At 66.3% G+C, this 23,375-nt stretch carries 25 protein-coding genes and 4 tRNA genes; 14 read left to right on the top strand and 15 right to left on the bottom strand.

From position 1 onward, the window contains the following. Position 1: 1 nt before the first annotated feature. The 3 genes from VE759_RS10255 to VE759_RS10245 all read right to left on the bottom strand — a co-directional run bounded on the left by VE759_RS10255 (position 2) and on the right by VE759_RS10245 (position 291). Positions 2 to 78, bottom strand: a tRNA-Phe gene (locus VE759_RS10255). Between the two features lie 29 nt (positions 79 to 107). Next, positions 108 to 184: transfer RNA gene (locus VE759_RS10250), tRNA-Asp, on the bottom strand. A 34-nt stretch (positions 185 to 218) separates the two neighbouring features. Further along, positions 219 to 291, bottom strand: a tRNA-Glu gene (locus VE759_RS10245). 122 nt (positions 292 to 413) lie between these two features. On the opposite strand from VE759_RS10245, the gene VE759_RS10240 reads away from it, so the two are divergent. Beyond that, positions 414 to 486 (top strand) — tRNA-Lys (locus VE759_RS10240). Positions 487 to 524: 38 nt separating this feature from the next. On the opposite strand, the gene VE759_RS10235 is transcribed toward VE759_RS10240, so the two are convergent. Beyond that, positions 525 to 890 carry a group 1 truncated hemoglobin gene (locus VE759_RS10235; RefSeq protein WP_324931263.1) on the bottom strand — a complete coding sequence of 122 codons (366 nt, stop codon included), beginning with the start codon at positions 888 to 890 and terminating at the stop codon, positions 525 to 527. Positions 891 to 1,140: 250 nt separating this feature from the next. Beyond that, on the bottom strand, positions 1,141 to 2,367 hold the full coding sequence (locus tag VE759_RS10230; protein ID WP_324931261.1) for a serine/threonine-protein kinase: 1,227 nt from the start codon (positions 2,365 to 2,367) through the stop codon (positions 1,141 to 1,143). Positions 2,368 to 2,616: 249 nt separating this feature from the next. Between VE759_RS10230 and VE759_RS10225 the strand changes: the two genes are divergently transcribed. Further along, positions 2,617 to 3,498, top strand: coding sequence for a TIGR03854 family LLM class F420-dependent oxidoreductase (locus tag VE759_RS10225; RefSeq protein ID WP_324931259.1), 882 nt, complete (start codon positions 2,617 to 2,619; stop codon positions 3,496 to 3,498). A 110-nt stretch (positions 3,499 to 3,608) separates the two neighbouring features. On the opposite strand, the gene VE759_RS10220 is transcribed toward VE759_RS10225, so the two are convergent. Continuing rightward, complete coding sequence (locus VE759_RS10220) at positions 3,609 to 4,613, bottom strand: oxygenase MpaB family protein (RefSeq protein WP_324931256.1); 1,005 nt, start codon at positions 4,611 to 4,613, stop codon at positions 3,609 to 3,611. A gap of 73 nt (positions 4,614 to 4,686) precedes the next feature. Here VE759_RS10220 and VE759_RS10215 point away from each other — a divergent pair, with 73 nt between their 5' ends. The 5 genes from VE759_RS10215 to phoU all read left to right on the top strand — a co-directional run bounded on the left by VE759_RS10215 (position 4,687) and on the right by phoU (position 10,631). Further along, positions 4,687 to 5,283 carry a TetR/AcrR family transcriptional regulator gene (locus tag VE759_RS10215; protein WP_324931253.1) on the top strand — a complete coding sequence of 199 codons (597 nt, stop codon included), beginning with the start codon at positions 4,687 to 4,689 and terminating at the stop codon, positions 5,281 to 5,283. Positions 5,284 to 5,383: 100 nt separating this feature from the next. Beyond that, on the top strand, positions 5,384 to 6,406 hold the full coding sequence (locus VE759_RS10210; RefSeq protein ID WP_324931250.1) for an acyl-ACP desaturase: 1,023 nt from the start codon (positions 5,384 to 5,386) through the stop codon (positions 6,404 to 6,406). Beyond that, on the top strand, positions 6,358 to 7,551 hold the full coding sequence (dusB, locus tag VE759_RS10205; protein ID WP_324931247.1) for a tRNA dihydrouridine synthase DusB: 1,194 nt from the start codon (positions 6,358 to 6,360) through the stop codon (positions 7,549 to 7,551). Before VE759_RS10210 ends, dusB begins: the two co-directional genes overlap by 49 nt. A 187-nt stretch (positions 7,552 to 7,738) precedes the next feature. Continuing rightward, complete coding sequence (locus tag VE759_RS10200; RefSeq protein ID WP_324931244.1) at positions 7,739 to 9,874, top strand: LCP family protein; 2,136 nt, start codon at positions 7,739 to 7,741, stop codon at positions 9,872 to 9,874. Between the two features lie 88 nt (positions 9,875 to 9,962). Beyond that, complete coding sequence (gene phoU / locus VE759_RS10195; RefSeq protein ID WP_324931241.1) at positions 9,963 to 10,631, top strand: phosphate signaling complex protein PhoU; 669 nt, start codon at positions 9,963 to 9,965, stop codon at positions 10,629 to 10,631. A gap of 26 nt (positions 10,632 to 10,657) precedes the next feature. Here phoU and VE759_RS10190 read toward each other — a convergent pair whose 3' ends face one another. The 8 genes from VE759_RS10190 to VE759_RS10155 form a co-directional block, all read right to left on the bottom strand. After that, complete coding sequence (locus tag VE759_RS10190; protein ID WP_324931238.1) at positions 10,658 to 11,584, bottom strand: NADP-dependent oxidoreductase; 927 nt, start codon at positions 11,582 to 11,584, stop codon at positions 10,658 to 10,660. Positions 11,585 to 11,593: 9 nt separating this feature from the next. Then, the gene (locus VE759_RS10185; RefSeq protein ID WP_414687877.1) at positions 11,594 to 12,331 is read right to left on the bottom strand and encodes a winged helix-turn-helix transcriptional regulator; all 738 of its coding nucleotides are present in this window, start codon (positions 12,329 to 12,331) and stop codon (positions 11,594 to 11,596) included. A gap of 65 nt (positions 12,332 to 12,396) precedes the next feature. Next, positions 12,397 to 13,173: a phosphate ABC transporter ATP-binding protein PstB gene (gene pstB, locus VE759_RS10180; protein ID WP_324931235.1), complete on the bottom strand. Its 777-nt coding sequence runs from the start codon at positions 13,171 to 13,173 to the stop codon at positions 12,397 to 12,399. Positions 13,174 to 13,188: 15 nt separating this feature from the next. Then, positions 13,189 to 14,094: a phosphate ABC transporter permease PstA gene (gene pstA / locus VE759_RS10175; RefSeq protein WP_324931232.1), complete on the bottom strand. Its 906-nt coding sequence runs from the start codon at positions 14,092 to 14,094 to the stop codon at positions 13,189 to 13,191. After that, positions 14,091 to 15,140 carry a phosphate ABC transporter permease subunit PstC gene (gene pstC, locus VE759_RS10170; protein WP_324931228.1) on the bottom strand — a complete coding sequence of 350 codons (1,050 nt, stop codon included), beginning with the start codon at positions 15,138 to 15,140 and terminating at the stop codon, positions 14,091 to 14,093. The genes pstA and pstC overlap by 4 nt, the downstream gene beginning before the upstream one ends. 12 nt (positions 15,141 to 15,152) lie before the next feature. After that, on the bottom strand, positions 15,153 to 16,289 hold the full coding sequence (gene pstS / locus VE759_RS10165; protein WP_324931225.1) for a phosphate ABC transporter substrate-binding protein PstS: 1,137 nt from the start codon (positions 16,287 to 16,289) through the stop codon (positions 15,153 to 15,155). 230 nt (positions 16,290 to 16,519) lie between these two features. Further along, positions 16,520 to 17,437, bottom strand: a complete 918-nt coding sequence (gene mshD / locus VE759_RS10160; RefSeq protein ID WP_324931222.1) for a mycothiol synthase — start codon at positions 17,435 to 17,437, stop codon at positions 16,520 to 16,522. Further along, positions 17,434 to 18,243, bottom strand: coding sequence for a response regulator transcription factor (locus VE759_RS10155; RefSeq protein WP_324931279.1), 810 nt, complete (start codon positions 18,241 to 18,243; stop codon positions 17,434 to 17,436). Before VE759_RS10155 ends, mshD begins: the two co-directional genes overlap by 4 nt. Positions 18,244 to 18,385: 142 nt before the next feature. Here VE759_RS10155 and lmeA point away from each other — a divergent pair, with 142 nt between their 5' ends. The 7 genes from lmeA (at position 18,386) to VE759_RS10125 (ending at position 22,237) form a co-directional block, all read left to right on the top strand. Beyond that, complete coding sequence (gene lmeA / locus VE759_RS10150) at positions 18,386 to 19,201, top strand: mannan chain length control protein LmeA (protein WP_324931219.1); 816 nt, start codon at positions 18,386 to 18,388, stop codon at positions 19,199 to 19,201. After that, complete coding sequence (locus tag VE759_RS10145) at positions 19,198 to 19,617, top strand: thioredoxin family protein (RefSeq protein WP_324931216.1); 420 nt, start codon at positions 19,198 to 19,200, stop codon at positions 19,615 to 19,617. The genes lmeA and VE759_RS10145 overlap by 4 nt, the downstream gene beginning before the upstream one ends. A gap of 29 nt (positions 19,618 to 19,646) precedes the next feature. Next, positions 19,647 to 19,736, top strand: coding sequence for an Ms5788A family Cys-rich leader peptide (locus VE759_RS22890; protein WP_414687876.1), 90 nt, complete (start codon positions 19,647 to 19,649; stop codon positions 19,734 to 19,736). Positions 19,737 to 19,827: 91 nt separating this feature from the next. Further along, positions 19,828 to 20,283 carry a DUF4395 domain-containing protein gene (locus VE759_RS10140; RefSeq protein WP_324931212.1) on the top strand — a complete coding sequence of 152 codons (456 nt, stop codon included), beginning with the start codon at positions 19,828 to 19,830 and terminating at the stop codon, positions 20,281 to 20,283. 34 nt (positions 20,284 to 20,317) lie between these two features. Next, a complete protein-coding gene (locus VE759_RS10135; protein ID WP_324931209.1) occupies positions 20,318 to 21,151 on the top strand; it encodes a sulfurtransferase in 834 nt (277 codons plus the stop codon). A gap of 3 nt (positions 21,152 to 21,154) precedes the next feature. Continuing rightward, positions 21,155 to 21,460: a DUF1416 domain-containing protein gene (locus VE759_RS10130; protein ID WP_324931206.1), complete on the top strand. Its 306-nt coding sequence runs from the start codon at positions 21,155 to 21,157 to the stop codon at positions 21,458 to 21,460. A 129-nt stretch (positions 21,461 to 21,589) separates the two neighbouring features. Beyond that, complete coding sequence (locus tag VE759_RS10125; RefSeq protein WP_324931203.1) at positions 21,590 to 22,237, top strand: FABP family protein; 648 nt, start codon at positions 21,590 to 21,592, stop codon at positions 22,235 to 22,237. Positions 22,238 to 22,503: 266 nt separating this feature from the next. Here the strand turns inward: VE759_RS10125 and VE759_RS10120 are convergent, their stop codons facing one another. Beyond that, positions 22,504 to 23,355, bottom strand: a complete 852-nt coding sequence (locus tag VE759_RS10120; RefSeq protein ID WP_324931201.1) for an aminodeoxychorismate lyase — start codon at positions 23,353 to 23,355, stop codon at positions 22,504 to 22,506. Positions 23,356 to 23,375: the final 20 nt, after the last annotated feature.

The following is a 23,375-nucleotide window of genomic DNA, read 5'->3' as shown; positions in this document are numbered from 1 at the left end:
CTGGTGGCCAGGGCCGGGATCGAACCGGCGACCTTCCGCTTTTCAGGCGGACGCTCATACCGACTGAGCTACCTGGCCGGAAGGCACCGATGCGTGCCTCGCCGCGATGGCGACCCTGACGGGACTTGAACCCGCGACCTCCGCCGTGACAGGGCGGCGCGCTAACCAACTGCGCCACAGGGCCTTGCTGTGCGGCTCCATTTTATGGGCACCGCGGGTACCCCCTACGGGATTCGAACCCGCGCTACCGCCTTGAAAGGGCGGCGTCCTAGGCCTCTAGACGAAGGGGGCCTGCCGAATCACTCCGGGGTACTCGCAACACCTCACGTTGGGAGCCCCGCTAGCTTAGGCCACCCGCAGCCTAATCCTCAAACGAGCTTTGGCCGCTCAACCAGTATCCTCAAGTCCGCACGGCCCCTATAGCTCAGTTGGTAGAGCTGCTGACTTTTAATCAGTAGGTCCTAGGTTCGAGTCCTAGTGGGGGCACGTCATGGCGGCATTCCAACCCGCTCGAACCCGGTGTATCAAGCGCTGCGGGCGCCGGCGATGTCATCGGCCAGCGGCGCGATCGCGCCGATGATCTGCTTCACCAGACCGTCCGGCAGGCCGGCCGCGCAGAGGCTGTCGGTGAGATGGCCCGCGACGAGGTTGAAATGGTGCATTGTGATGCCCCGGCCCTGATGGACTTGCCGCATCGGTGCGCCGGAGTACGGCTCGGGTCCGCCGAGTGCGGCCGCGAAGAATTCGACCTGTTTGCCCTTCAGCCGCGACATGTTCGTGCCGGTGAAGAACCCGGCCAGTTCGTCGTCGGCGAGCACGCGGCCGTAGAAGTCCTCGACGACCCCTTCGAGTGCCGCGCCTCCGCCGATCTGTTCGTAAATGCTCGACATGCGACCGAGGTAACGCCCGCCCGATTGCGGTGCAATTGTCGCCGGGTAGCGGCGGCGAAACGAACTCATCACGCTCGACCGGGGCCACGAGTGAGGCGCTCTACGACAGCGGCATCCCGACGCCGGGACGCGGGATGCGGACTCCTAGGAAGCCGTGTTGATCCTGCGGCTTGCGACATGGGCGATGAGGCGCCCAACCACCGGCACCTCCAGCGGCAGCAGTGCATAGCTCGTCCGCGCTAATCCCGCGCTAATCCCCGTGGTGCCCGCCCTTGCCGCCCGGACCGCGCCTCTTGAAGCCCGGTTCGTCAACGGGCGGCGGAGCAATCGACGACGTGACCGGGCTGATGCTTGGTGGCGGCGGTGGCGGCGGTGGCAGCAGCGAACTCGAGGTGACCGCGGGCACCGTGCCCTGCGAGGCGGAGTCCATCGCAAACGCGACGGCCGCGATGGCGATTGCGATTAATCCAGCCCCGGCCATGAGCAGCTTCTTGTTGCTGGGCACATTTCGTTGCGACCCGACGTGCGGCCCCACATACGTCGGCAAGGGCGGAACCGCCGACGTCAGCACCATGGTCGGCGGCCGAGTCCCCGGCGGCCACGGGCCCGGCGGCCACGGCCCCGGCGGCCAAGGGCCCGACGGCCGCGTCCCCGGCGATATCGCCGCAAAGGCACTGCCCGACAAAGCCCCGCGCATGTGCCGAGCACTGTGGAACCGTTGCTCTGGCCAGCGGGCCATGGCCCGCTCAATCACGGCGGCCAACGATGGGTCGACGTCCGGCCGCAGCGCGGCCACCGGTGTCGGCCGGTGGTCCATGATCGCCCGGGCCAACGCGCCCATGTTCTCCTCGACGAACGGGCGGCGGCCGGTCAGTGCCTCGTAGCCGACGACGCCCAGCGCGTACAGGTCGTCGCCGACGCTGGCCGTTCTGCCAGCGATGCGCTCCGGGCTGAGGTAGGCCATCGTGCCGACGATTTGACCGGTCACGGTCTGGTCGATGTCGGCCGACTTCGCGATTCCGAAGTCGGCGACCTTGGCGTCTCCCGAATCGGCGAACAGAATGTTGCCCGGCTTGATGTCGCGGTGCAGGATGCCCGCCTCGTGGGCCACCGTCAACGCCGCCAGCACCTGGTCGAGCACCCGGCGCAGCAACGGTTGCGGCACCGGACCACAGGCGATCACATCGGCGAGCGACCGGCCCGGCAGCCGCTCCATCACGATGTACGGCGTCCCGCTATGTTCGCCGCTGTCGTGCACGGCGACGATGTTCGGGTGCGTCAGCCCGGCCGCCGATTTCGCCTCGGCCTCGAACCGCCGCCGGTTGTCCGGCTGCGCGCTCAGACCCGGGTGCAGCAGTTTGATGGCGACCGCTCGGTCCAGACGGGTATCCCAACCGTCGCGGACCTCGGCCATCCCACCGCGGCCCAAGACGCCCCGCAGCTCATAGCGACCACCCAGAAGTTCGGGGGCCATCATGGTCCTAACGCTAGCGTCTCAGCGCGCGTCGGAAGCCACCGTCGGCTACTTCATCGCGGAGGAGGCAGGGACTCCGCTCGCTGAATCGGCGGCTCCGACGCGCCCGGTGAACTGATACCCACTGGTGCCGACGCGGAATCACCCGGCGCCTTCGAACCCGCCGACAGATCGGTCGACGACATCGACGCGGCGCCGCGGGTCAAAGTGCTGACCGGGAATGTTCGACCAAATTAGGAAGTTGCGCCATCCGTGAAGATCCGTTTCGGTGTTGGGCTCGGCGCAGATACCGGGCCCGAGGAGCTCGCCAGCATCGTCGACCAACTGGAGACGTCCGGGGTCGACTCTCTGTGGTTTTCCGAGCTCGTCTCGACCAAGGCGGTCGATCCGTTCGTCGGCATGGCATTCGCGCTCGCACGTACCAGCAACCTGAAGGTCGGCACGTCCGTCGCGATATTGCCAGGCCGCCATCCGGTGTTGGTGGCCAAGCAATTGGCATCCCTTGCCGCCCTTGGGCCAAAGCGGGTGCTGCCGGCATTCGGGATCCGATCGGCGATCTCGGCCGAACGCGAGATCTTCGACGTTCCGGCCGGTGAACGCGCCGCGGTGTTCGACGAGGCACTGCAGTTGCTGAAAGCCGTTCTCGAGAATGACGATGTCGCATTCTCGGGTCGCTACTTTCGTGTCACTGCCGCGAGTGTCGGGTCACGCCCGGTGAAACCCCTCGACATCTGGCTCGGTGGTTCGGCTCCGGCCGCGTTGCGCCGAATTGGCCGACTCGGCGACGGTTGGCTCGGCAGCTTCCTCACGCCCGAGGAGGCGCGCCGCGGTAGACAATTGATCGAGACGGCAGCGGCGCAGGCCTGTCGCGAGATCGAGCCCGACCACTTCGGGCTCGGGGTCGCGGTCGCCGAAGGTGAACTGCCGGACACGCTGGTCACCACGGTCAAACAGCGCAGGCCCGATCTCGAACCCGCCGAACTGATCGCCACCGGGTGGTCGGCACTGCACCGCCAGATCGACGCGTATATCGAAGCGGGACTTACCAAGTTCGTCGTTCGACCGGTCGGCGGGCAACCGACGCAAGCTTTCCTTGAGAAGTTCGTCGCCGAATTGTTGCCGCGCCAGAACTGACTGCTGACCAAGCGCGGCCAGCGCGCCCGCGCCGACTTCGCGACGTGGTTTTGTCGCTCGAAGGCGGGCACAAACAGTAATCCCCGAAAGCCGTGCACCGCTAGCGCGGGTCAATGCGTCACCGGGCAGTAGTGCGTCGGCTTGTGCCGCTCGTCCAGCGGCGGCAGGTTGCGCGCAGGCGTATCAACCAAAGGCGCGTCGGCCACAATGCGGCCGCTCGCTCGATCCAGGCCGGCGCGTGCCCGCGGATGCTTCCGCAGCCTGCGGGGTAGCAGTGAGAACACCAGCCGGACAGCGCCACCGAACTTGCGATGCAGCCACTCGTCGCGACGCGACCAGCGATAACCCAGCAGCTCACGCACCGGCGGGTCGTACAGCCCGACGGTCAGCCACACCATGAACGGGGCGAGCAGACGCTGTTGCAACGCAGACCACAGCCTGTGCGGGATGCGTTGCGCGAACCAAGGTTTCGGATAGTGCGCGAGATCAAGGACGTCACGGGTTGCCTTGTTGTCCTCTAGCACCTCTCGGCACATCCGATCCCAATAATCCTGGAATTCCTCCCAGCTCTTGGGTACCGGCCGCATGCTCATGCCGTACATGCGGTACCACGCGATGTGCTCATCGAAAAGCTGGCGCTTCTCGTCTTCGGTCAGACCGCCGCAAAACCTTTCGGCCACATGGATGGTGCCGACAAAGAACGTGGAATGCGCCCAGTAGAAGACGTCAGGGTTGAGCGCGTGATAGCGGCGGCCCTTCGCGTCGACGCCCTTGATGTCGACGTGGTAATCGCGCACCTGCGCCCCGGTCGTCGGCGCACGATGCCCGTCGAACACCACCCCGCCGATCGGGTACAGCGACCGCAGCACGCGCGGCCACGGCTCCCGGGTGAACGTCGAGTGCTCCTCGACGGCCGCCCCTAGCTGCGGGTGCATATTCTGCATGGTGCCCGCCCACGGCCCCTGCAGCATGCCACGCCAGTCGCCGAAGTATTTCCAGGTCAACGAGCCCGGTCCGAGCGCGGCCGGCGGTGCCTCGTATCCCAGCGCGGACAGCGGACAGCCCGATGCCAATTCGCTGGTCGCAGGGCCAGGCGCAGACGTATGTTGTGTCACTGGTGACTTTCGGATCGAGTCAGACCGTAGAATTCTGACTACATGCGTTGTCAGCTTGAAGTCTAGGAGGGATGTGCCTTCGGGTCAACGACGCGGCCGTTGGTCCGGCGTTCCGCTGCAGGATCGCCAGGCCCTGCGCCGCGACGAACTGGTCGGCGCCGGCGTGCGATTGCTCGGCGGTGCGGCCGGGCCCGCCCTCACCGTGCGGGCCGTGTGCCGCGAGGCCGGATTCACCGAACGCTACTTCTACGAAAGCTTCACCGACCGCGACGAGTTCGTGCGCGCCGTCTACGACGACGTGTGTACCCGCGCTATGGCCGCGCTCATGGCGGCGACCACACCCCGCGAAGCCGTCGAGCGATTCGTCGCCTTGATGGTCGACGACCCGGTGCGGGGCCGGGTGCTGCTGTTGGCGCCGGAGGTCGAGCCCGTGCTGGCACGCTCGGGCGCGGAATGGATGCCCAGCTTCATTGACTTGCTACAGCGCAAGCTGACCACCATCACCGATCCGGTGCTGCAGAACATGGTCGCCACCGGGCTCATCGGCGCGCTGACCGCGCTATTCACCGCATACCTGAACGGGCGGCTGGCGGCGAGCCGGGAGCAGTTCATCGACTACTGCGTGGCGATGCTGCTCAGCCCGACCGCTCATTCACCGACACGGGCGTAGCGGCTCCGCGCTAACTTGAATGTCACCGGGGTACACAGATATATTGAGTGCAACCGCGAGGTACAGATAACCACGAGGTACAGATAACTGGGGAGGGGTAGTGGCCCGAGCCATCACCGACCTCGAGCTTTTGCATGAGCTCGAGCCGGTCGTCGAGTCAAATCTCAACCGGCACCTGTCGATGCGGAAGGACTGGAATCCGCACGACTACATTCCGTGGTCAGACGGCAAGAATTATTACGCGCTCGGCGGCCAGCATTGGGAGCCGGGGCAGTCCAAGCTCACCGAGGTCGCCCAGGTCGCGATGGTGCAGAACCTGTTGACCGAAGACAATCTGCCGGCCTACCACCGCGAGATCGCGATGAACTTCGGCATGGACGGCGCCTGGGGCAACTGGGTCAACCGCTGGACCGCCGAAGAGAACCGGCATGGCATCGCGCTGCGCGACTACCTCGTCGTCACCCGCGCGGTCGACCCGGTCGGGCTGGAGAAGCTTCGCGTCGAACAGATGACCCGCGGCTTTAGCCCCGGCCAGAACCGGCAGGGCGACAAGTTCGCGGAGAGCCTGTTCGACTCCGTCATCTATGTCACGTTCCAGGAACTGGCCACCCGGGTGTCACATCGCAACACCGGCCGCGCCTGCCAGGAGCCGATCGCCGATCAGTTGCTGGCCCGGGTGTCCGCCGACGAGAACCTGCACATGATCTTCTACCGCGACGTCAGCGAGGCCGGATTCGACATCGCACCAAACCAGGCGATGTATTCGCTGCACCGCGTGCTGCGCCACTTCAAGATGCCCGGGTTCACCGTTCCGGATTTTCGCCGCAAGGCAGTCATCATTGCCGTCGGCGGCGTGTATGACCCGCGCATCCACCTCGACGACGTCGTTATGCCGGTGCTCAAGAAGTGGCGGATCTTCGAGCGCGAAGACTTCACCGGCGAGGCCGCGCGGATGCGCGACGACCTCGCGCTGTTGATGGAGGAGCTTGACGAGCAGTGCGACAAGTTCGAGGTCTCCAAGCAGCGCCGGCTGGAGCGTCAGGCCCGCAAGACCGAGAAGCTGAACGCCAGCAGTTGGCTCGCGACCTCGGGGGATCTGACCCTCAGCGTGGCAGCGTCGTAGCAGGCAGCGCTTTGCGGATCGGCTCGATCGCGCTGCGCAGTCCTGTGGTGCTGGCGCCGATGGCGGGCGTAACGAACATTGCGTTCCGCACCCTGTGCCGCGAGCTGGAAATCGCCCGCGCCGGCACGGTCAGCGGGCTGTACGTGTGCGAGATGGTGACGGCGCGCGCGCTGGTCGAGCGCCATCCGGTCACGCTGCACATGACGACGTTCGGAGTCGACGAGCGGCCGCGGTCGCTGCAGCTCTACACCGTTGACCCCGATACCACGTATGCCGCGGCGCGGATGATCGCCGACGAGGGCCTTGCCGACCACGTCGACATGAATTTCGGTTGCCCCATGCCTAAGATCACCCGCCGCGGCGGTGGCGCGGCGCTGCCGTTCAAGCGGCGGCTGTTCGGGCAGATCGTCGCGGCGGCCGTACGGGCCACCGAGGGCAGCGGTATCCCGGTCACCGTCAAGTTCCGGATCGGCATCGACGACGAGCATCACACCCACCTCGACGCCGGTCGTATCGCCGCTGATGAGGGCGCCGCAGCGGTCGCACTGCATGCGCGCACCGCGGCCCAGCGCTATTCCGGAATTGCCGATTGGGACCAGATCGCGGCGCTCAAGGACCATGTCGAATCGATCCCGGTGCTCGGCAACGGGGACATCTTCGACGCCAGCGATGCGCTCGCGATGATGGCCAAAACGGGCTGCGACGGCGTGGTGATCGGCCGCGGCTGCCTCGGTCGGCCATGGCTCTTCGCGGAGCTGTCCGCGGCGTTCACCGGCAACCCGGCACTCCCGCCGCCCACACTGGGTGAGGTCGCCGACATCGTGCGCCGGCACGGCGAGTTGTTGGCAACCCACTTCGGCGAGGACAAGGGCATGCGGGACCTCCGCAAGCACATCGCCTGGTATTTGCACGGTTTTCCCGCAGGCGCCGACTTGCGTCGAGCATTAGCGCTGGTCAAGACGCTCAACGAGCTCGACGCTATGCTGGACCGGCTGGAGTCCGATGTGCCGTTTCCGGCTGTGGCGACGGGGCCGCGGGGGAGGCGGGGTTCACCGGCAGCGGTTGTACTGCCGAACGGCTGGCTGGCCGACCCGGACGACTGCACGGTGCCCGCCGGGGCGGACGCTATGCACTCCGGTGGCTGAACCGAGACAGCCTCGACATCACGATCGTTTGAATGTCTCAGTACGATGTAGGACTTGTTGGATTGAGTCCGGGCGCGATCTGCTCGAATGGCGGATCCACACGTAGTGCTGCTAGAAGACAGGTAGTGCGGCGAACGACGCGCGCGAGCTGACGCGCGACTCCACCCGAGTCGGAGGCCGGTAGGACATGAGTGATGGCGACAACGCCACTCCTGGCCAACCTGCGCCCAACGGCGATCGGCACAACCCATGGCTTACCCGAAGCCCGCGCCCATCCATGGGCGCCGCGCCGTGGGAACGTCGATCAGTTTCCCGGTCCGAGCCGGCCGGGGCGTTCCAGGCCTCCGACCGTCCGCGGGACGAACAGTGGTCGCCAACGCCGCCGGGCCGCAGCACCGACCGGCCGCCCGGCGACGGCGAAGGGCGCGGGAACCATGCCGGCACCCGCGTTCTGACCGTCGCCGATCTCATCGCGAAAGTGGGCGTGAACCCGCGTCCGACATCTCATCACGCCAATCCCGAACCCGAACAGGTCGATGATCCGGCCGACCAACAGCTCTGGAGCGAGGTCACCGCGCCGACCCCACGGGTGTATGAGTCCGACGTTCCCAATCTTTCGGTCCGCGCCGGCGGGCGCCGCTTCGACGCCGCCACGACGACCGAGCTGCCCGCGGTGGCCGACCGGCCGCCGCCGCACAGGCTGGGCGGCGCCTCGACGACCACCGAACCGGAACCGAAGCACCGCGGTCGCTCGGTCATGATCGCTGGCCGCGCGGCGGCGTCGCTCACCGCCGTGCTGGCGCTGGCGCTCACCGGCGCGGCCTGGCAATGGAGCAGCTCGAAGAACCACCGCATGAACCACGTCTCGGCGCTTGACCCGAATTCACGAGACATAGTCGATCCCACCGCGCAGTACGGCGATGAGAACTTCCTGATTGTCGGTGTCGACAGCCGCGCCGGTGCCAATAGTGCAGTGGGAGCGGGTAATACCCAGGATGCCGGCGGCATCCGCTCCGACACCGTGATGCTGGTCAACATTCCGGCAAGCCGCAAACGAGTTGTGGCCGTGTCGTTTCCGCGCGACCTCGCGATTACCCCAATGCTCTGCGACGCCTGGAATTCTGATACCGGCCAGTACGGCCCGCTTTGGGATGACCAGACGCGGTCATACGGGCCGGAAAAGGTCTACACCGAAACCAAACTCAACTCGGCCTACGCGTTCGGCGGTCCAAAGTGTTTGGTGAAGGTCATCCAGAAGCTGTCCGGGCTGTCCATCAACCGGTTCATGGCCGTCGACTTCGTCGGCTTCGAAAAGATGGTCGACGCGGTGGGCGGCGTACAGGTGTGCAGCACGACTGCGCTGAAGGACTACGAGCTTGGCACCGTGCTCGCCAATCCGGGCCGGCAGATTGTCGACGGGAAAACCGCGCTGAACTATGTGCGTGCCCGCCAAGTGACCACTGAGGTCAACGGCGACTACGGCCGCATCAAGCGCCAGCAGTTGTTCCTGTCGTCGCTGTTGCGCTCGCTCATCTCCAAAGAGGTGTTCTTCAACCCCAGCAAGCTCAACAACGTCGTCGACATGTTCATCAATGCCAGCTACGTCGACAACATTCAGACCAAGGATCTCGTCAACCTGGGCCAGTCGCTGCAGAACATCGCGGCGGGGCGGATCAGCTTCCTGACCGTGCCCACCACCGGTTATGCCGACGAGCAGGGCAACGAGCAATTACGTGAAGACGACAACCGTGCGATGTTCAACGCGATCATCAACGACGACCCGCTGCCGGGCGAGAACAACAACAACGAGACAACCACGCCCACAACCGCGGCGGCGAAGGCCCAAGCCCAGACCAGCACGGCGCCGTCAACTCCGCAAACGCCCGCACAAGCCGACGGCACCGAGCTGGTCGACGCGACCACCACGGAGCCCAAGGCGGTCACGGTCCACGTGTCCAACTCGACCGGGCAGACCGGGCTCGCAGCCACCACGGCAAACGCACTGCAGCGGCATGGCTTCAACGTGCTCAACCCCGACGACTACCCCCGCTCGTTGCAATCAACGACGGTGTTCTTCTCACCCGGCAACGAGAAGGCCGCCGCCACCGTTGCGTCGTCGTTCAGCAACGCGCCGATCGAGCGGGTTACCGGCATGGGTGACGTCGTGCAGGTGGTCCTCGGCCCCGACTTTCACACGGTCAGCGCCCCTCAACCGACCGGTTCTTCGGTGAAGGTGCATGTCACCCGCGGCACCAATGCCACGCCCACGCGGCTGCCCGAAGATCTCAGCATCACAAACGCCGCCGACACCACCTGCAAGTAGCCGCCGGGCGAAAGCAGTTGGCGGCATTCACCGTCCGTTCACCCATCGCTGCGTGACCTTCCTGCCGGTCAGACCGTAGGGTGGGAGCATGCGGACCGCGTACCACGAGCAGTTAGCTGCGTTGACCACCCAGCTTGGCGAGATGTGCGGCCTGGCCGGGGTGGCCATGGAGCGCGCCACACAGGCGCTGTTACAAGCCGACCTGGTGCTTGCCGAGCAGGTCATTTCCGACCACGAACACATCAGTGCGATGAGCGCACGCGCCGAGGAAAGCGCATTCGTGCTGCTTGCACTGCAGGCACCAGTGGCAGGCGACCTGCGCGCGATCGTCAGCTCCATCCAGATCGTCGCGGACGTCGACCGGATGGGCGCGCTGGCACTGCACGTCGCCAAGATCGCCCGCCGCCGTCATCCTCAACATGCGCTGCCCGAGGAAGTCAACGGCTACTTCGCCGAAATGGGAAGGGTCGCAGTGGAATTGGGCAACGCTACCCAAGAGGTGCTGATCACGCGTGACCCCGAAAAGGCCGCGCGCCTGCGCGAAGAAGATGACGCGATGGACGATTTGCACCGACACCTTTTCACCGTCTTGATGGACCGTGAGTGGAAGCACGGCGTTGCCGCGGCCGTCGACGTGACGTTGCTGGGTCGGTTCTACGAACGGTTCGCCGATCACGCGGTCGAGGTGGGCCGCCGAGTGATCTTCATGGTGACCGGCCACCTCCCCGACGACGAAGAGCTGCCCTCGGTCAGTTAGGCGCTCGCCCCCGCCAGGGCACCCTGCTAGGGCCGCAGCACGATTTTGCCCCGGGTGTGGCGCTGTTCCAGCGTCCGGTATGCGCGCCGAACCTCGTCGAGCGCAAACACCTCGGCAATGGGCACCTCGAGCTCGCCGTCGGCTACCAGCCCGGCGAGTTCGGCGAGCACACCGGCGTCGGACGCGTCGGCATTGCCCGCCATCTTTACGCCGAACCTTTCCACCGCCGGAAAGTCGATGATCGTGTCGACTCGCTCCGGGGCCACCCCGAGTTCGGCCACGGCGAGTTCGACGTAGCCGCCGCCGAAAAAGTCCAGAAAGGCGTCGATCCGGCCGGCCGGCGCGGCGGCACGCAGCCGATCGGCGAGATCTTCCCCGTAGTTGACCGGTATCACGCCGTGGGCGGTCAACCAGTCGTCGTTCGACGGGCCCGCGACGCCGAGCACGGTGGCGCCGGTCCGCTTGGCCAGTTGCACCGCGATCGAGCCCACCCCTCCGGCCGCTCCGGCGACCGCGACCGTGTCGTTGGGTGTCAAGTTGACGGCACGTACCGCGGCGTATGCCGTTGTGCCCGCGACGTAAAGGGCACCGGCCACCTCCCACGACACCGCCGGTGGTTTGGCGGTGAGCTGGTCGGCCGGCACCGCGACGAATTCGGCCTGGCTCGCGCGCCGGTGGGTGAAGCCCAGCACCTCGTCACCGACCGCGAAAGAGTCGACGCCGGCACCGATTTCGGCCACCACACCCGCCAGGTCGCTGCCCTGACCGGACGGGAAGGTCGCCGGCCAGCGCTCGTGCAACGCACCCCAGCGGATCATCGCCTCGCCGGGATTGATGCCGGCGGCCTTGACCTCGACGAGCACTTCCCCGGCGGCCGGTACTGGGCGAGGGACGTCGCGCACCTCGAGCACGTCGATGTCACCGTACCGATCGAACACCACCGTCTTGCTCATGCGTGCTCTTCACGCGCAGATCGAGGGTGCGAGCCGGTAGCCGGCCCCGCGAATGGTGCGGATGAATTCCCCGTGCTCGGGGTCGGTGCCGAGCTTCTTGCGCAGCCGCTTGACGTGCACTGCAACGGTGTTGGTGTCGGAGGGGCGGCCCCACACCGCTTGGCTGATTTCATTGCTGCTGGCGACTTTCCCGCGCTGCTTGATGAAAAATATCAGCAGTTCGAGTTCGCGTTGGGTGAGTTGGACGTGGCGTCCGCGTACTCGCGTCTCGTAGCCACGCAGGTCAACGCGGATGGGGCCGGCGATGAAAACCGTCGGGCCTTGGGAGAGTTCGCCGCTCAGTGCGAATGGCGCAATTGCGGTGATGTCGTAGGGCCGGGAAATCACCGCGGAGGCCCCGGCGGCGAGTGCTTCGCGCGCCAAGTCGTCTTCGCCGATTGCCGCGCCGACGAGGATGGGCAGATCCGATCGGCTGCGCACCGCCGCGGCGATGCTGGCGGCGTCCACGGTGTCGGTTCGGGCGCCGATCACCAAGACGTTGGGTGCCTCCGCGCCCACGGCCAGCAGCGCCTCGGCACCGTCGCGGCACCAGGTGGTGTCGATGCCGATCTGGGCGGCGTCGTCCATCAGCTTGGATGCGGTGGCGGGGTCGGTTTCGGCGAGCACCAGGGCACTGCGCGGCGCCGGAATTGCCGCGCGGTGCTCACCGGGACCCACCGTATCCGCGCGCCGCATCTCGATGGTCAAGTCCTGCTGTCCGCCCTTTCTGTCGCGCTACCGGCTTCCCCCGAATGCCGTGGGTCTCGACACGATCAGCCGAATCGCCCGGAAATGTAGTCCTCTGTAGCTTTCTGACTCGGGTTGGAGAACATCTTCTCGGTGTCGTCGGCCTCCACCAGCTTGCCGGGTTTGCCGGTGGCCTCCAAGTTGAAGAACGCGGTTTGGTCGCTGACCCTCGCGGCCTGCTGCATGTTGTGGGTGACGATGACGATCGTGTATTCGAGCTTGAGTTCCGCGATGAGATCCTCGATCGCGAGAGTAGAGATCGGGTCGAGCGCCGAGCATGGCTCGTCCATCAGGAGCACGTCGGGTTGTACGGCGATGGCGCGGGCAATACAGAGGCGCTGTTGCTGACCGCCGGAGAGCCCGCCGCCAGGCTTGTCGAGGCGGTCCTTGACCTCGTTCCAGAGATTGGCGCCCTTGAGCGACCGCTCGGCGACTTCGTCGAGCTTTTTGCCGTTTCGCATGCCCTGCAATCTCAGTCCCGCCGTGACGTTGTCCTTGATCGACATGGTGGGAAACGGGTTGGGGCGCTGGAACACCATGCCAATGGTTTTGCGCACCCCGACGGGGTCGACCCCGGAGCCGTAAATGTTCTCGCCGTCAAGCAGCACCGACCCCTCCACCCGGGCCCCCGGAATCACTTCGTGCATGCGGTTCAGCGACCGCAGCACGGTCGATTTCCCGCAGCCCGACGGACCGATGAAGGCGGTGACGCTGCGTGGCGGCACCGCCAGGTCGACGTCGGCGACCGCGTGGAAATTTCCGTAGTAGATGTTGACGTCTTTGAGATCAATGCGTTTGGCCATGGTGTTCCTGTCGGTTTAACGTCGGGCAGTCAGGAGGCGGGTCGCCACCGCGGCCGCCAAGTTGAGCAGGGCCACCACGATGATCAACGTGAGGGCAGCACCCCAGATTCGGAGGAAGCCGGCGTGTTGTGGGTTGGTCAGTTCGGTGTAGATCAAAAGCGGCAGCGATGCCATATTGCCGTGGAAGATGTCGAAGTTGATGGCGCGGCTGTAGCCGACGAGCACCAGCACCGGCGCCGTTTCGCCGATGACGCGGGCCAGCGACAGCAGCACACCGGCGATGATGCCAGGCAGTGCGGTGGGCACCACGATCCGCACAATGGTAATCCACTTCGGAATACCCAAGGCGTAGCTGGCTTCTCGTAACTCGTCGGGAACGAGTTTGAGCATTTCCTCGGTGGAGCGCACCACCACCGGCAGCATCAGTAGGACCAGCGCCAGCGACACCGCGAAGGCGCTCTGCTCAAATCCCAGCGTGGCGATCCAGAGGCTGAAGATGAACAGCGCGGCCACGATTGAGGGCACCCCGGCGAGCACGTCGACCATGAAGGTGGTCGCCCGCGCCAGCGGGCTGCCGCCGTATTCGACCAAATACACCGCGGCCATCAATCCCAGCGGCACGGCCAATATTGCGGCCACGCCTGCCTGCACGATTGTTCCGTAGAGCGCGTGATAGATGCCGCCCGCGAATTGTTCGGGCAGCACACCCTGCAGTGAATGGGTCCACCAGGTCGATCTGGTCACCCCGTACCAGCCGCGCTCGATCACGATCCATAGCACCCAGACCAGCGGAATTACCGCGATCCCGAACGCGGTGACAAACAACGTCGCGGCGACATTGTTCTTGACCCGTCGCGCGAGGCCGATCGGGTGGAAGGTTGGTCCCTTGACCGGCTGGTCGAGCGTGGTGGCGGCGTTCATTGGTTGACCCTTCCGCCGGCGACCGCCCGGGCGGCCGCGTTGACCACGAACGTCAGCGCGAACAGCACAAAGCCCGCGGCGATGTAGGCCCCGGTGGGCAGCGGCGCGCTGAATTCCGATGCGGCGGAGGCGATTTTAGAGGCAAAGGTGTAACCACCGTCGAACAGCGACCAATGCCCAGCCTGCGCAGCCGAGCGCAAAATGATCAGCACCGCCACCGTCTCGCCCAAGGCACGGCCCAATCCGAGCATCGATGCGGCGATCACCCCGCTTCGCCCGTAGGGCAGCACCGTCGTGCGCACCACTTCCCACTTCGTCGCGCCAAGCGCCTGCGCGGCCTCCTTGTGCGCAATCGGTGTCTGGCGGAAGACTTCCCGCGACACGGAGGTGATAATCGGCAGGATCATTACCGCCAGCACGATGCCGGCCGTGAAGATGGTGCCGCCGCCGGCCAGCGACACATTGCCCTGCTTGAACAGAAACAGCCAGCCGAAATTGCGGTTGAGAAAGGTTGCGACCGGCTCGAGTTGGGGCGCGAGTACGAAGATGCCCCACAACCCGAAGATGATCGACGGCACCGCGGCCAGCAGATCGACCATCACACTAAACGGCTTGGCCATTCGCGCGGGCGCGTATTGCGTAAGGAAAACCGCGATTCCGATCGCCACCGGAACCGCAAGCACCAGGGCGAACACCGAGCTGAGCACGGTCACCATAAACAGGTCGCGGATCCCGAACGCAAGATGATTGGCGTCGTTGGTGATGAAGACCGCGCTGGTGAAGAAGTTGGCGTGGTTGGCGCGCAGCGACGGCACCGCGCGGATCAACAGGAAGATCGCGATCAACGCGATGGCGATCACGATCGTCGAGCCGGCCGCGATCGCGATGAGTCTGAAGATGCGGTCCCCGAGGCGGCGGGTGCCGCCCCCCGTCGCCGTGGGGGTCGGCTTGACACTCAGGGGGTCAAGCACGTTGGGAACTGTGGCACCGGGGGGCGCCGTGCTGGACGGCGCCCCCTCGGGCCGAACTCCCGGTTCTAGGGCCATGTTGACCTCTGATCACGCGATGGCATCTACCGCCGTGGACAACTTCGACTTGAACGAATCGGGTATCGGCACATATCCGTTGTCGGCCAAGCCATTTTGGCCCGGACCGATCGTCGCCTGCAGGAACGCCTTCACCGCCTTGCCGGTATCCGCATCGGGGTACTTGGAGCAGACGATCTCATAGGTCGCCAGCACGATCGGGTAGGACCCGGGCTGGCTCGGCTTGTAGAACGACGTGGTGTCCAGCACCAGGTCGTTGCCCTGACCCTTGACCGTCGCGCCCGAGATCGTCTTGCCGGCCGATTCCCCGGTGATCGCGACCGGATCCGGGCCGGCCGAGGTGATGATCTTGGCCATGTTCAGCTTTTGCGCCTGCGCAAATGACCATTCGTTGTAGGTGATCGACCCGTCGGTGTTCTTGATCGCCGCCGACGTCCCGTCGTTGCCCTTGGCGCCCTCGCCGACACCGCCGTTGAACGTCTTGCCGGCGCCCTTGCCCCACGCCCCATCGGAGGCGACGTTGAGATATTGCTGGAAGTTGTCGGTGGTCCCCGACTCGTCGCTACGGAACACGACATGGATCGGGGTCGACGGCAGTGTCGCGCCCTGGTTGAGGCCCTTGATCGCCGGGTCGTCCCAGGTAGTGATGGCGCCGTTGAAGATCTTCGCCAGCGTCGGCCCATCCAACGCCAGCGAATCCACGCCCTTGACGTTGTAGGTGACCGCGATCGGGCCGAACACCGCCGGCAGGTTCCACGCCGGCGAGCCGCACCGCGCCTGCGCCTTGTCGTATTCGCCCTTATCCTTGTTCAGCGGTGAGTCCGAGCCGCCGAAATCGGTTTGGTTACCGACGAACTCATTAACCCCGGCACCCGAACCGTTGCCCGTGTAGTTCAACGTGTAGCCCGAGCAGGCCTGCTCGTAGGCGTTGACGAATCGGGTCATCGCGTTGGCCTGCGCGGTGGAGCCGCTGGCCTTGAGTGTCTTCTTGCCACCGCAGGCCACCTGCGCCGCCGACGCCGCACCCGAAGGGGCGCCGCTGGATCCAGGCGCTGATGACGGGGCGTTTTGATTACTGCCGCATGCTGATAGCACCATGGCACCGGCGGCCAGCAGGCTCAGCGCAGCGCCAGATCGGTTGAGCTTCACGTAGCTCCTTCAACAGTCGGGGTGACGACCACACCGCCGCCACCAGGGTCAGGGCCGAGCCACGGAACACCGTTCCGTACGAGCAGGTCCGTCGTCGCTGCTCCGCCCAGAACCTAGGGCCCAACTGTGAATACGCAACCCGATAATGATGAACGGAAGATGAACCGGGCGGACGGTTTGCCACGCCGCGATACCTCCACGGCCGCCGCAGCTCGACCGTGCGGCGGTATTTAGCCGCCGTGCGGAGGCGGCCCGGTCCGCGCGTACGCGGTGTCGACAGCGGAGACGGCGAATCCCAGCGCCTCATAGGTGCGGACGGCGGCGGTGTTGTCGGCCTCGGTGTAGAGCATCACCGTGGGATCGGGGTGATCGGACAGCCGCTTCGCCAGGTGGTGCAGGCCGATGATGGTCAGATAGCGGCCGACTCCGCGGCGCTGGGCGGCCGGGTCGACGCCGAGAACGTAAACCTCGCCCAGACCCGGGTGGTCCGGGTGTCGCTTCGTCCAGTGGAAGCCGAGCAGCGCATTCGTCGCGGCGTCGAACGCCAGGAACAGCCCATCCGCGTCGAACCACGGTTCCGATCGTCGTTCGGCGATATGCCCGGGCGTCCAGCCGCTCTGCTCGGGATGCCACCAGAACGCCGCGTTGTTCACGCGCAGCAGCTCAGCGTCGTCAACGGCGCCTCGATAGGTGCGGATCCGCACTCCGTCCGGGATCGCCGCGCTCGGCACGTCCCGCAGCGAGCGCCGCATCTGCAGCAGCTCGCGCACCGCGGTCAGCCCGAGCGCGTCAGCGGTCGCCCGAGCTGGCGGCAATGTCCCGTGAGCCCAAAAACGCGTTGCTGCATCACTTTCCGCGAGGGCTGTCCTGGCCATCGCCGAGCCGATACCGCGCCGCCGCGCCCGCGGGTGCACGACCAACTCGGCCATCGGCGGCGCCGCGTCGGTGCCTGGCGCAAGGTCCAGGTACCCGACGATCGCGTCGTCATCGGCTGCCACCAGATGTCGGGTGCGGTCATGGGGCAGCTCACGCACCACCTGCTCACCGACGGGCGCGACGCCGTCGTGGCCCGCTGCCGCCGCAACCACGTCGCGGATCTGCTGTCGATCGGCCGGTGTGATAGTGGTGCGCCAGCCGATTGCCGTCACGGGGCGTGTAGCGGGTCCACCCGCGAAGCGCCGCCGGCGCGAAGAGCAAGGGAATCTGGGAACGTACTTGACGCCTCGAAGCCGTCACCGGCGTCCTCCTCGGAGAGCTCGGCGTCGCCCGACGGCGCCCGGCCGCGCGCGGGCCGCACCGCCTTGTACCCGACGTTGCGGACCGTCCCGATCAGCGACTCGTATTCGGGACCGAGCTTGGCTCGCAGCCGCCGCACATGCACATCGACGGTGCGGGTGCCGCCGAAGAAGTCGTAACCCCACACCTCCTGCAACAGCTGCGCCCGGGTGAACACCCTGCCCGCGTGCTGTGCCAGGTACTTCAGCAGCTCGAATTCCTTGTAGGTGAGATCGAGCGGACGTCCACGCAGCCGCGCGGTGTAGGTGCCCTCGTCGATTACCAGCTCGCCGAGGTTGACCTTGCCCAGGCTCTCCTGGTTGGCTGCGCCGCCGCGGCGCCCGACAAGCAGCCGCAGCCGCGCATCGATCTCGGCGGGCCCGGTGCCGGGCAGCAGGATCTCGTCGAGACCCCATTCAACGTTGACGGCCACCAGGCCGCCTTCGTTGACGACGGCCACCACCGGGACCGAGGTGCCGGTCGTCCCCAGCAGCCGGCACAGGCCACGGGCGGCAGCCAGGTCGGCGCGCGCATCGACGATCGCCACATCGGCGGTGTTGGCCTCCAGCAATGAAGAAACCTCGGTCGGTGCGGACCGCACGTTGTGCGGCAGCAGCGACAAGGACGGCAGCACCGACTCAGGATGTGGATCGACGGTCAGCAGCAATAAATCCAACAGACTCTCCAGCGCGCTGGGACACCGTTCCCGAGGTTTGCCTCCCGCGGGTGTGGACGTCACTGTCCGATGTGCCTGACTACGGTGATTCAACGATAGCGCGCCACCTGCTGGTTAGCCGCGCGTGGGCCGGGCCAGGCGACGTGTGGGACAGAATGTCCGGGTGCGTGCGCTGCTGATCGGCTTGAGTGTGACGCTGCTCGCAGTTGCCGTCGCGGTCGTCGGCGCGGACTTCGGCACCGCGATTTACGCCGAATACCGGCTGGCCCGCACGCTGCGCAGCGAAACGGGCGTGAACGCCGACCCGTCGGTCGGCATTCTCGGCTTTCCGTTCATCACACAGGCCATCCGGCATCGCTACAACGAGATCGAGATCAAGGCCCACGGTGTCGACCATGCACTTGTCGGCAAGGCCTCGATGGAGGCCACCCTGCATTCCGTCGACCTGACCCAGGCGTCGTGGCTGATTCGGCCAACCGCCGCCCTGCCGGTCGGGAAGGCGGAGAGCCGGATCATCATCGATTCCATGCACGTCGGCCGGTTCATGGGTATCAACGACCTGATGATCGAGGCCCCGCCGAAGGAAACCAACGACGCCACCGGCGGCACCACCGAATCCGGCATTTCCAGCAGCCGCGGGCTGGTGTTCACCGGGACACCGAAGGCCGCAAACTTCAATGAGCGCGTCAGCGTTTCGGTCGATCTCTCCATCTCCGGCCCGGACCGTACCACGTTGGAATTCACCGGAATCGGGGTCATCACCGGGGCCGGGACCGCCGACCGTCAGGTACCCGAGGATAAGAAACCGGCCGTGCTCGCGGCATTTACCACCAGCCTGCCCGGGCAGAAGTTGCCGTTCGCGATCGCTCCGACTCGCGAGGGGGCCCGCGGATCCGACATCATCATCGAAGGAATCGCCGACGGAGTAACCATCACCCTCGATGGGTTCAAACAGTCATGACCGTTGCAGTGATCGCGCTGACCGCCATCGTTGCGGCGCTGGGGCTGGCTACCGCGATCGGGGTGCTGATCAATCGGCGCGCAGGCGTGCTGCGGGAGGTTTTCGAGGGACCCGACGCGGAGACCGCTGACCTCGGCTTATCGCGCACCGGCCCCACGGTCGTGCACTTCAGCGCGGTGTGGTGCGGCCCGTGCGCGTCGGTGCGGCGCGTCGTCAACCAGGTTTGCGCGGACCTGCCCGATGTGGCTCATGTGGAGATCGACATGGATGCCAATCCGGCCGCCGGGCGACGGCTGTCGGTGCTGTCCTTGCCGACGACCTTCGTGTTCGACGCGCACGGGCGGCAGCGCTACCGGACCACCGGCGTACCGAAGGCGGCTGACCTGCGCACCGTCTTGCACCCGCTGTTGGCTTGATCGGCACCCGACCAGGTAAGCTCAGCGACATGTCAGCCCGTCTGGAGCTTCGGCTCACCAAGCGCCGCGCAGTAGACCTGTGCCGCACCGCGGGTTGTTGTTGTTGCTTTAGCCGCTGAGCCGGCGCGCCGTTTCGTTGGCGCAACCGCTCGAGGCGGCCGTATTGGCATGCCCTTCCCAGCCTATGTCCGTGCCCACAGGAGCAACTTCATGTCGACCGATACGAACCAAGTGGACGTCCGTGGTCCGCGGTTCGCCGCCTGGCTCACCACCGCGGTCCTGGTGGCCACGTTGGCGGTCGCCGCGGTCAGCCCGACGGCCGCGGCGGTGATCCTGGTTGTGCAGGCCGCGGTGTTCGCGTTCGGCGCGCTGCGCGGCCCCCGGCACAGCCCGTACGGCCTGGTGTTCGCCCGGCTCGTGGCCCCCCGCCTCGGGCCGGTGACGGACCGCGAGCCGGTGCCACCGCTGAAGTTCGCGCAGTTGGTGGGCCTGGTCTTCGCCGTGGTCGGAGTCGTCGGCTTCACCACCGGTGTCACCGTGCTGGGCGTGATCGCGACCGCGTTCGCGCTTTTCGCGGCTTTCCTCAACGCCGCCTTCGGCGTCTGCCTGGGCTGTCGGCTGTACCCGCTAGTGGCCCAGCTGCGCCGCGAACCGGCATCCGTCTGACTCACCAATTACCAAAGAACCGAAAGGAATTCGAATGGCTCGCTCCGACGTCCTGGTCACAGCCGACTGGGCCGAGAGCAATCTTGACGCACCCAACACCGTCTTCGTCGAGGTCGACGAGGACACCTCCGCCTACGACGGCGGACACATCGCCGGCGCCGTCAAGCTGGATTGGCGCAAGGATCTGCAGGACCCTGTCCGGCGTGACTTCGTCGACGCCCAGCAGTTCTCCAAGCTGCTGTCCGAGCGCGGAATCTCCAATGACGACACCGTGATCCTCTACGGCGGCAACAACAATTGGTTCGCCGCGTACGCGTACTGGTACTTCAAGCTGTACGGGCATGACAAGGTCAAGTTGCTCGACGGCGGCCGCAAGAAGTGGGAGCTGGACGGCCGCCCGCTGTCCACCGACGCGGTACAGCGCGAGCAGACCAGCTACACCGCCAGGGACCCCGACAACAGCATCCGCGCGTTCCGCGACGAGGTGGTCGAGGCGATCGGCAAGAAGAACCTTGTCGATGTCCGCTCCCCCGACGAGTTCTCCGGCAAGATCCTCGCCCCGGCGCACCTGCCCCAGGAACAGAGCCAGCGGCCCGGGCACATCCCTGGCGCCATCAACGTGCCCTGGAGCAAGGCGGCCAACGAGGACGGCACCTTCAAATCCGATGCGGAGTTGACCGGGCTCTACCAGGAGGCCGGCCTGGACGGCTCGAAGGACACCATCGCGTACTGCCGGATCGGGGAGCGTTCGTCGCACACCTGGTTCGTGCTGCGCGAGCTCCTCGGGCAGCAGAACGTCAAGAACTATGACGGCAGTTGGACGGAATACGGCTCCCTGGTGGGAGTCCCGATCGAGTTGGGAAGTTGAGATATGTGCTCTGCACCGAAGCAAGGTACGACGTTGCCGGCCAGCGTTGACGTAGAGAAGGAGACGGTGATCACCGGCAGAGTGGTCGACGACACCGGGCAGCCGGTCGGCGGCGCGTTCGTGCGCCTGCTGGACTCCTCCGACGAGTTCACCGCCGAGGTGGTGGCGTCGGCGACCGGCGATTTCCGCTTTTTCGCGGCGCCCGGATCGTGGACCGTGCGCGCGCTGTCGAAGATCGGCAGCGGCGATGCGGTGATCGTTCCCGGCGGCCCGGGCATTCACGAGATCGACATCAAAATCGCCGCCTGAGTCGCGGCGAGCCCGTCCGGCTAGACTCGGCGCCGTGGTGCTGTTCTTCGAGATCTTGCTGGTCGCGTGCGTGGTGGTGATCACCTGGTTCGCGCTGTATGCGGTGTACCGGCTCATCTCCGACGACTCGTGAGTGGCGATGCCCGCGCCCGCTCCGGCGACCGGGCGGTCGCCGCGGCGGCGGAACGCGCGAAGATCACGGCCACCCGCAACATCCCGGTCTTCGACGACCTGCCACTGCCCGCCGACACCGCCAACCTCCGCGAGGGCGCCAACCTCGATGACAGCTTGCTGGCGCTGCTGCCGCTCGTCGGCGTCTGGCGCGGCACCGGCGAGGGCCGCGGATCCGACGGCGATTATCGATTTGGCCAGCAGATCATCGTGTCGCACGACGGCGGGGAGTACCTGAACTGGGAGGCCCGGTCCTGGCGGCTCTCCGACAGTGGCGAGTACGAGGCGCCCGCGCTGCGCGAAACCGGCTACTGGCGCTTCGTCAACGATCCCACCGACCCCACCGAGTCGCAGGCCATCGAGCTGCTGCTGGCGCACTCGTCGGGATACGTCGAGTTGTTCTACGGCACGCCGCGTACCCAGTCATCCTGGGAACTCGTCACGGATGCCTTGGCGCGCAGCCGATCCGGTGTACTAGTCGGCGGCGCGAAGCGGCTGTACGGCATCGTTGAGGGCGGCGATCTGGCCTATGTCGAGGAGCGGGTCGACGCCGACGGCGGCCTGGTTCCGCACCTGTCGGCGCGACTGTCCCGATACGCCGGCTAACCTCGCGTGACCCGATCCGGTGCCGGACACCCGATCCGGACCCAGACATGGAGCGGCCCCCGAGTCGTTGCTCCAGGTTGGACGGACCGGGACTCGGGGGCCGGGTGGCTGCGGGGAATTCGCCAGCGCCTGCAGGTGATTCCTCGCCTGCGGCTGCTAGCCGGCAGCCACCTCACGTGTCCATAAGTCAATCAATTTCTCGGACCACCTCCTTTCCCGTGTAACGGCGACCGTACCCGCGACACGCCCGGGCGACAACCGAATTCTCAGCGGTCGCTGACGATGGCGAGGTCGACGAGTTCGGCGAACTCCGCAGCGAGCGAAGACACCGGCAATGCGAGCCCGTCCAGGGTGTGCACGCGGGCCGCAAGCGTGATGCTCGAAACAAGCCAAATCCCCTGCGCTTCAATCAGGTCGGCCGGCCGTAGCGGCCGATACTGACATTGGTAGCCCTTCTCGCCGGCCACCGTGAATAGCGCCTGCTGAGTGGTGCCGTGCAGGATGGGCAGCGACGGCGGCGGCGTCAGCAGTCCGTCGTTCGTCGAGATGATGACCGTCGAGCGCGGTCCCTCCAGCACGTACCCGTCCGAGCTGACGAAGATCACGTCACCGGCGCCGCGCTCGGCGGCGTACCGCAGTGCGGCCATGTTCACCGCATACGACAACGTTTTCGCGCCGGCCAACAGCCACGGCGCGGCGGCGGCCGTCGTGGGCAATCCGCGCGCCAGCGTCAGTGCGGCCAACCCGTCGCGCCTCGCCGCGACCACCCGCTGCGGCAGCGGCGCGACGGTGACATACGCCGTTGGGGGGCCGCCGCCTTCCCGGCCGCGGCTGTAGACGAACCTCATCACGCCGTCATCGCTGCTGTCCGCTGTCCACCGCGCAGCTGCCAGTCCGGCCGCCCGCCGCCACGCCTCCGCATCGGGCGAAGGCAGGTGCATCAGCTCGGCCGACTGCGCCAGCCGACCCAGATGCGCGTCGAACAGGCACGGCCCGCCGTCCCGGACAAGAAGTGTCTCGAAGATGCCGTCGCCCCGGACCGCGGCGAGGTCGTCGGCGAACAGCAGTGGCGCCGTCGGATCGTGCGATTCACCATCCAGCGTGACGACGATCGACATGGGCGACAGCCTAACCGGGC

Origin of the sequence: Mycobacterium sp. (assembly GCF_035640695.1) — a bacterium.
Taxonomy (GTDB): domain Bacteria; phylum Actinomycetota; class Actinomycetes; order Mycobacteriales; family Mycobacteriaceae; genus Mycobacterium.
The sequence above is the reverse complement of the archived record's forward strand: the minus strand, read 5'-3'. Positions and strand labels throughout refer to the sequence as shown.

Coding starts and splice junctions, on each gene's coding strand:
- VE759_RS10235 (WP_324931263.1), bottom strand. CDS start 890: ATGTCGAGCATTTACGAACAGATCGGCGGAGGCGCGGCACTCGAAGGG.
- VE759_RS10230 (WP_324931261.1), bottom strand. CDS start 2,367: ATGATGGCCCCCGAACTTCTGGGTGGTCGCTATGAGCTGCGGGGCGTC.
- VE759_RS10200 (WP_324931244.1), top strand. CDS start 7,739: ATGAGTGATGGCGACAACGCCACTCCTGGCCAACCTGCGCCCAACGGC.
- phoU (WP_324931241.1), top strand. CDS start 9,963: ATGCGGACCGCGTACCACGAGCAGTTAGCTGCGTTGACCACCCAGCTT.
- VE759_RS10190 (WP_324931238.1), bottom strand. CDS start 11,584: ATGAGCAAGACGGTGGTGTTCGATCGGTACGGTGACATCGACGTGCTC.
- pstB (WP_324931235.1), bottom strand. CDS start 13,173: ATGGCCAAACGCATTGATCTCAAAGACGTCAACATCTACTACGGAAAT.
- pstA (WP_324931232.1), bottom strand. CDS start 14,094: ATGAACGCCGCCACCACGCTCGACCAGCCGGTCAAGGGACCAACCTTC.
- pstC (WP_324931228.1), bottom strand. CDS start 15,140: ATGGCCCTAGAACCGGGAGTTCGGCCCGAGGGGGCGCCGTCCAGCACG.
- VE759_RS10145 (WP_324931216.1), top strand. CDS start 19,198: ATGACCGTTGCAGTGATCGCGCTGACCGCCATCGTTGCGGCGCTGGGG.
- VE759_RS22890 (WP_414687876.1), top strand. CDS start 19,647: ATGTCAGCCCGTCTGGAGCTTCGGCTCACCAAGCGCCGCGCAGTAGAC.
- VE759_RS10140 (WP_324931212.1), top strand. CDS start 19,828: ATGTCGACCGATACGAACCAAGTGGACGTCCGTGGTCCGCGGTTCGCC.
- VE759_RS10135 (WP_324931209.1), top strand. CDS start 20,318: ATGGCTCGCTCCGACGTCCTGGTCACAGCCGACTGGGCCGAGAGCAAT.
- VE759_RS10130 (WP_324931206.1), top strand. CDS start 21,155: ATGTGCTCTGCACCGAAGCAAGGTACGACGTTGCCGGCCAGCGTTGAC.
- VE759_RS10120 (WP_324931201.1), bottom strand. CDS start 23,355: ATGTCGATCGTCGTCACGCTGGATGGTGAATCGCACGATCCGACGGCG.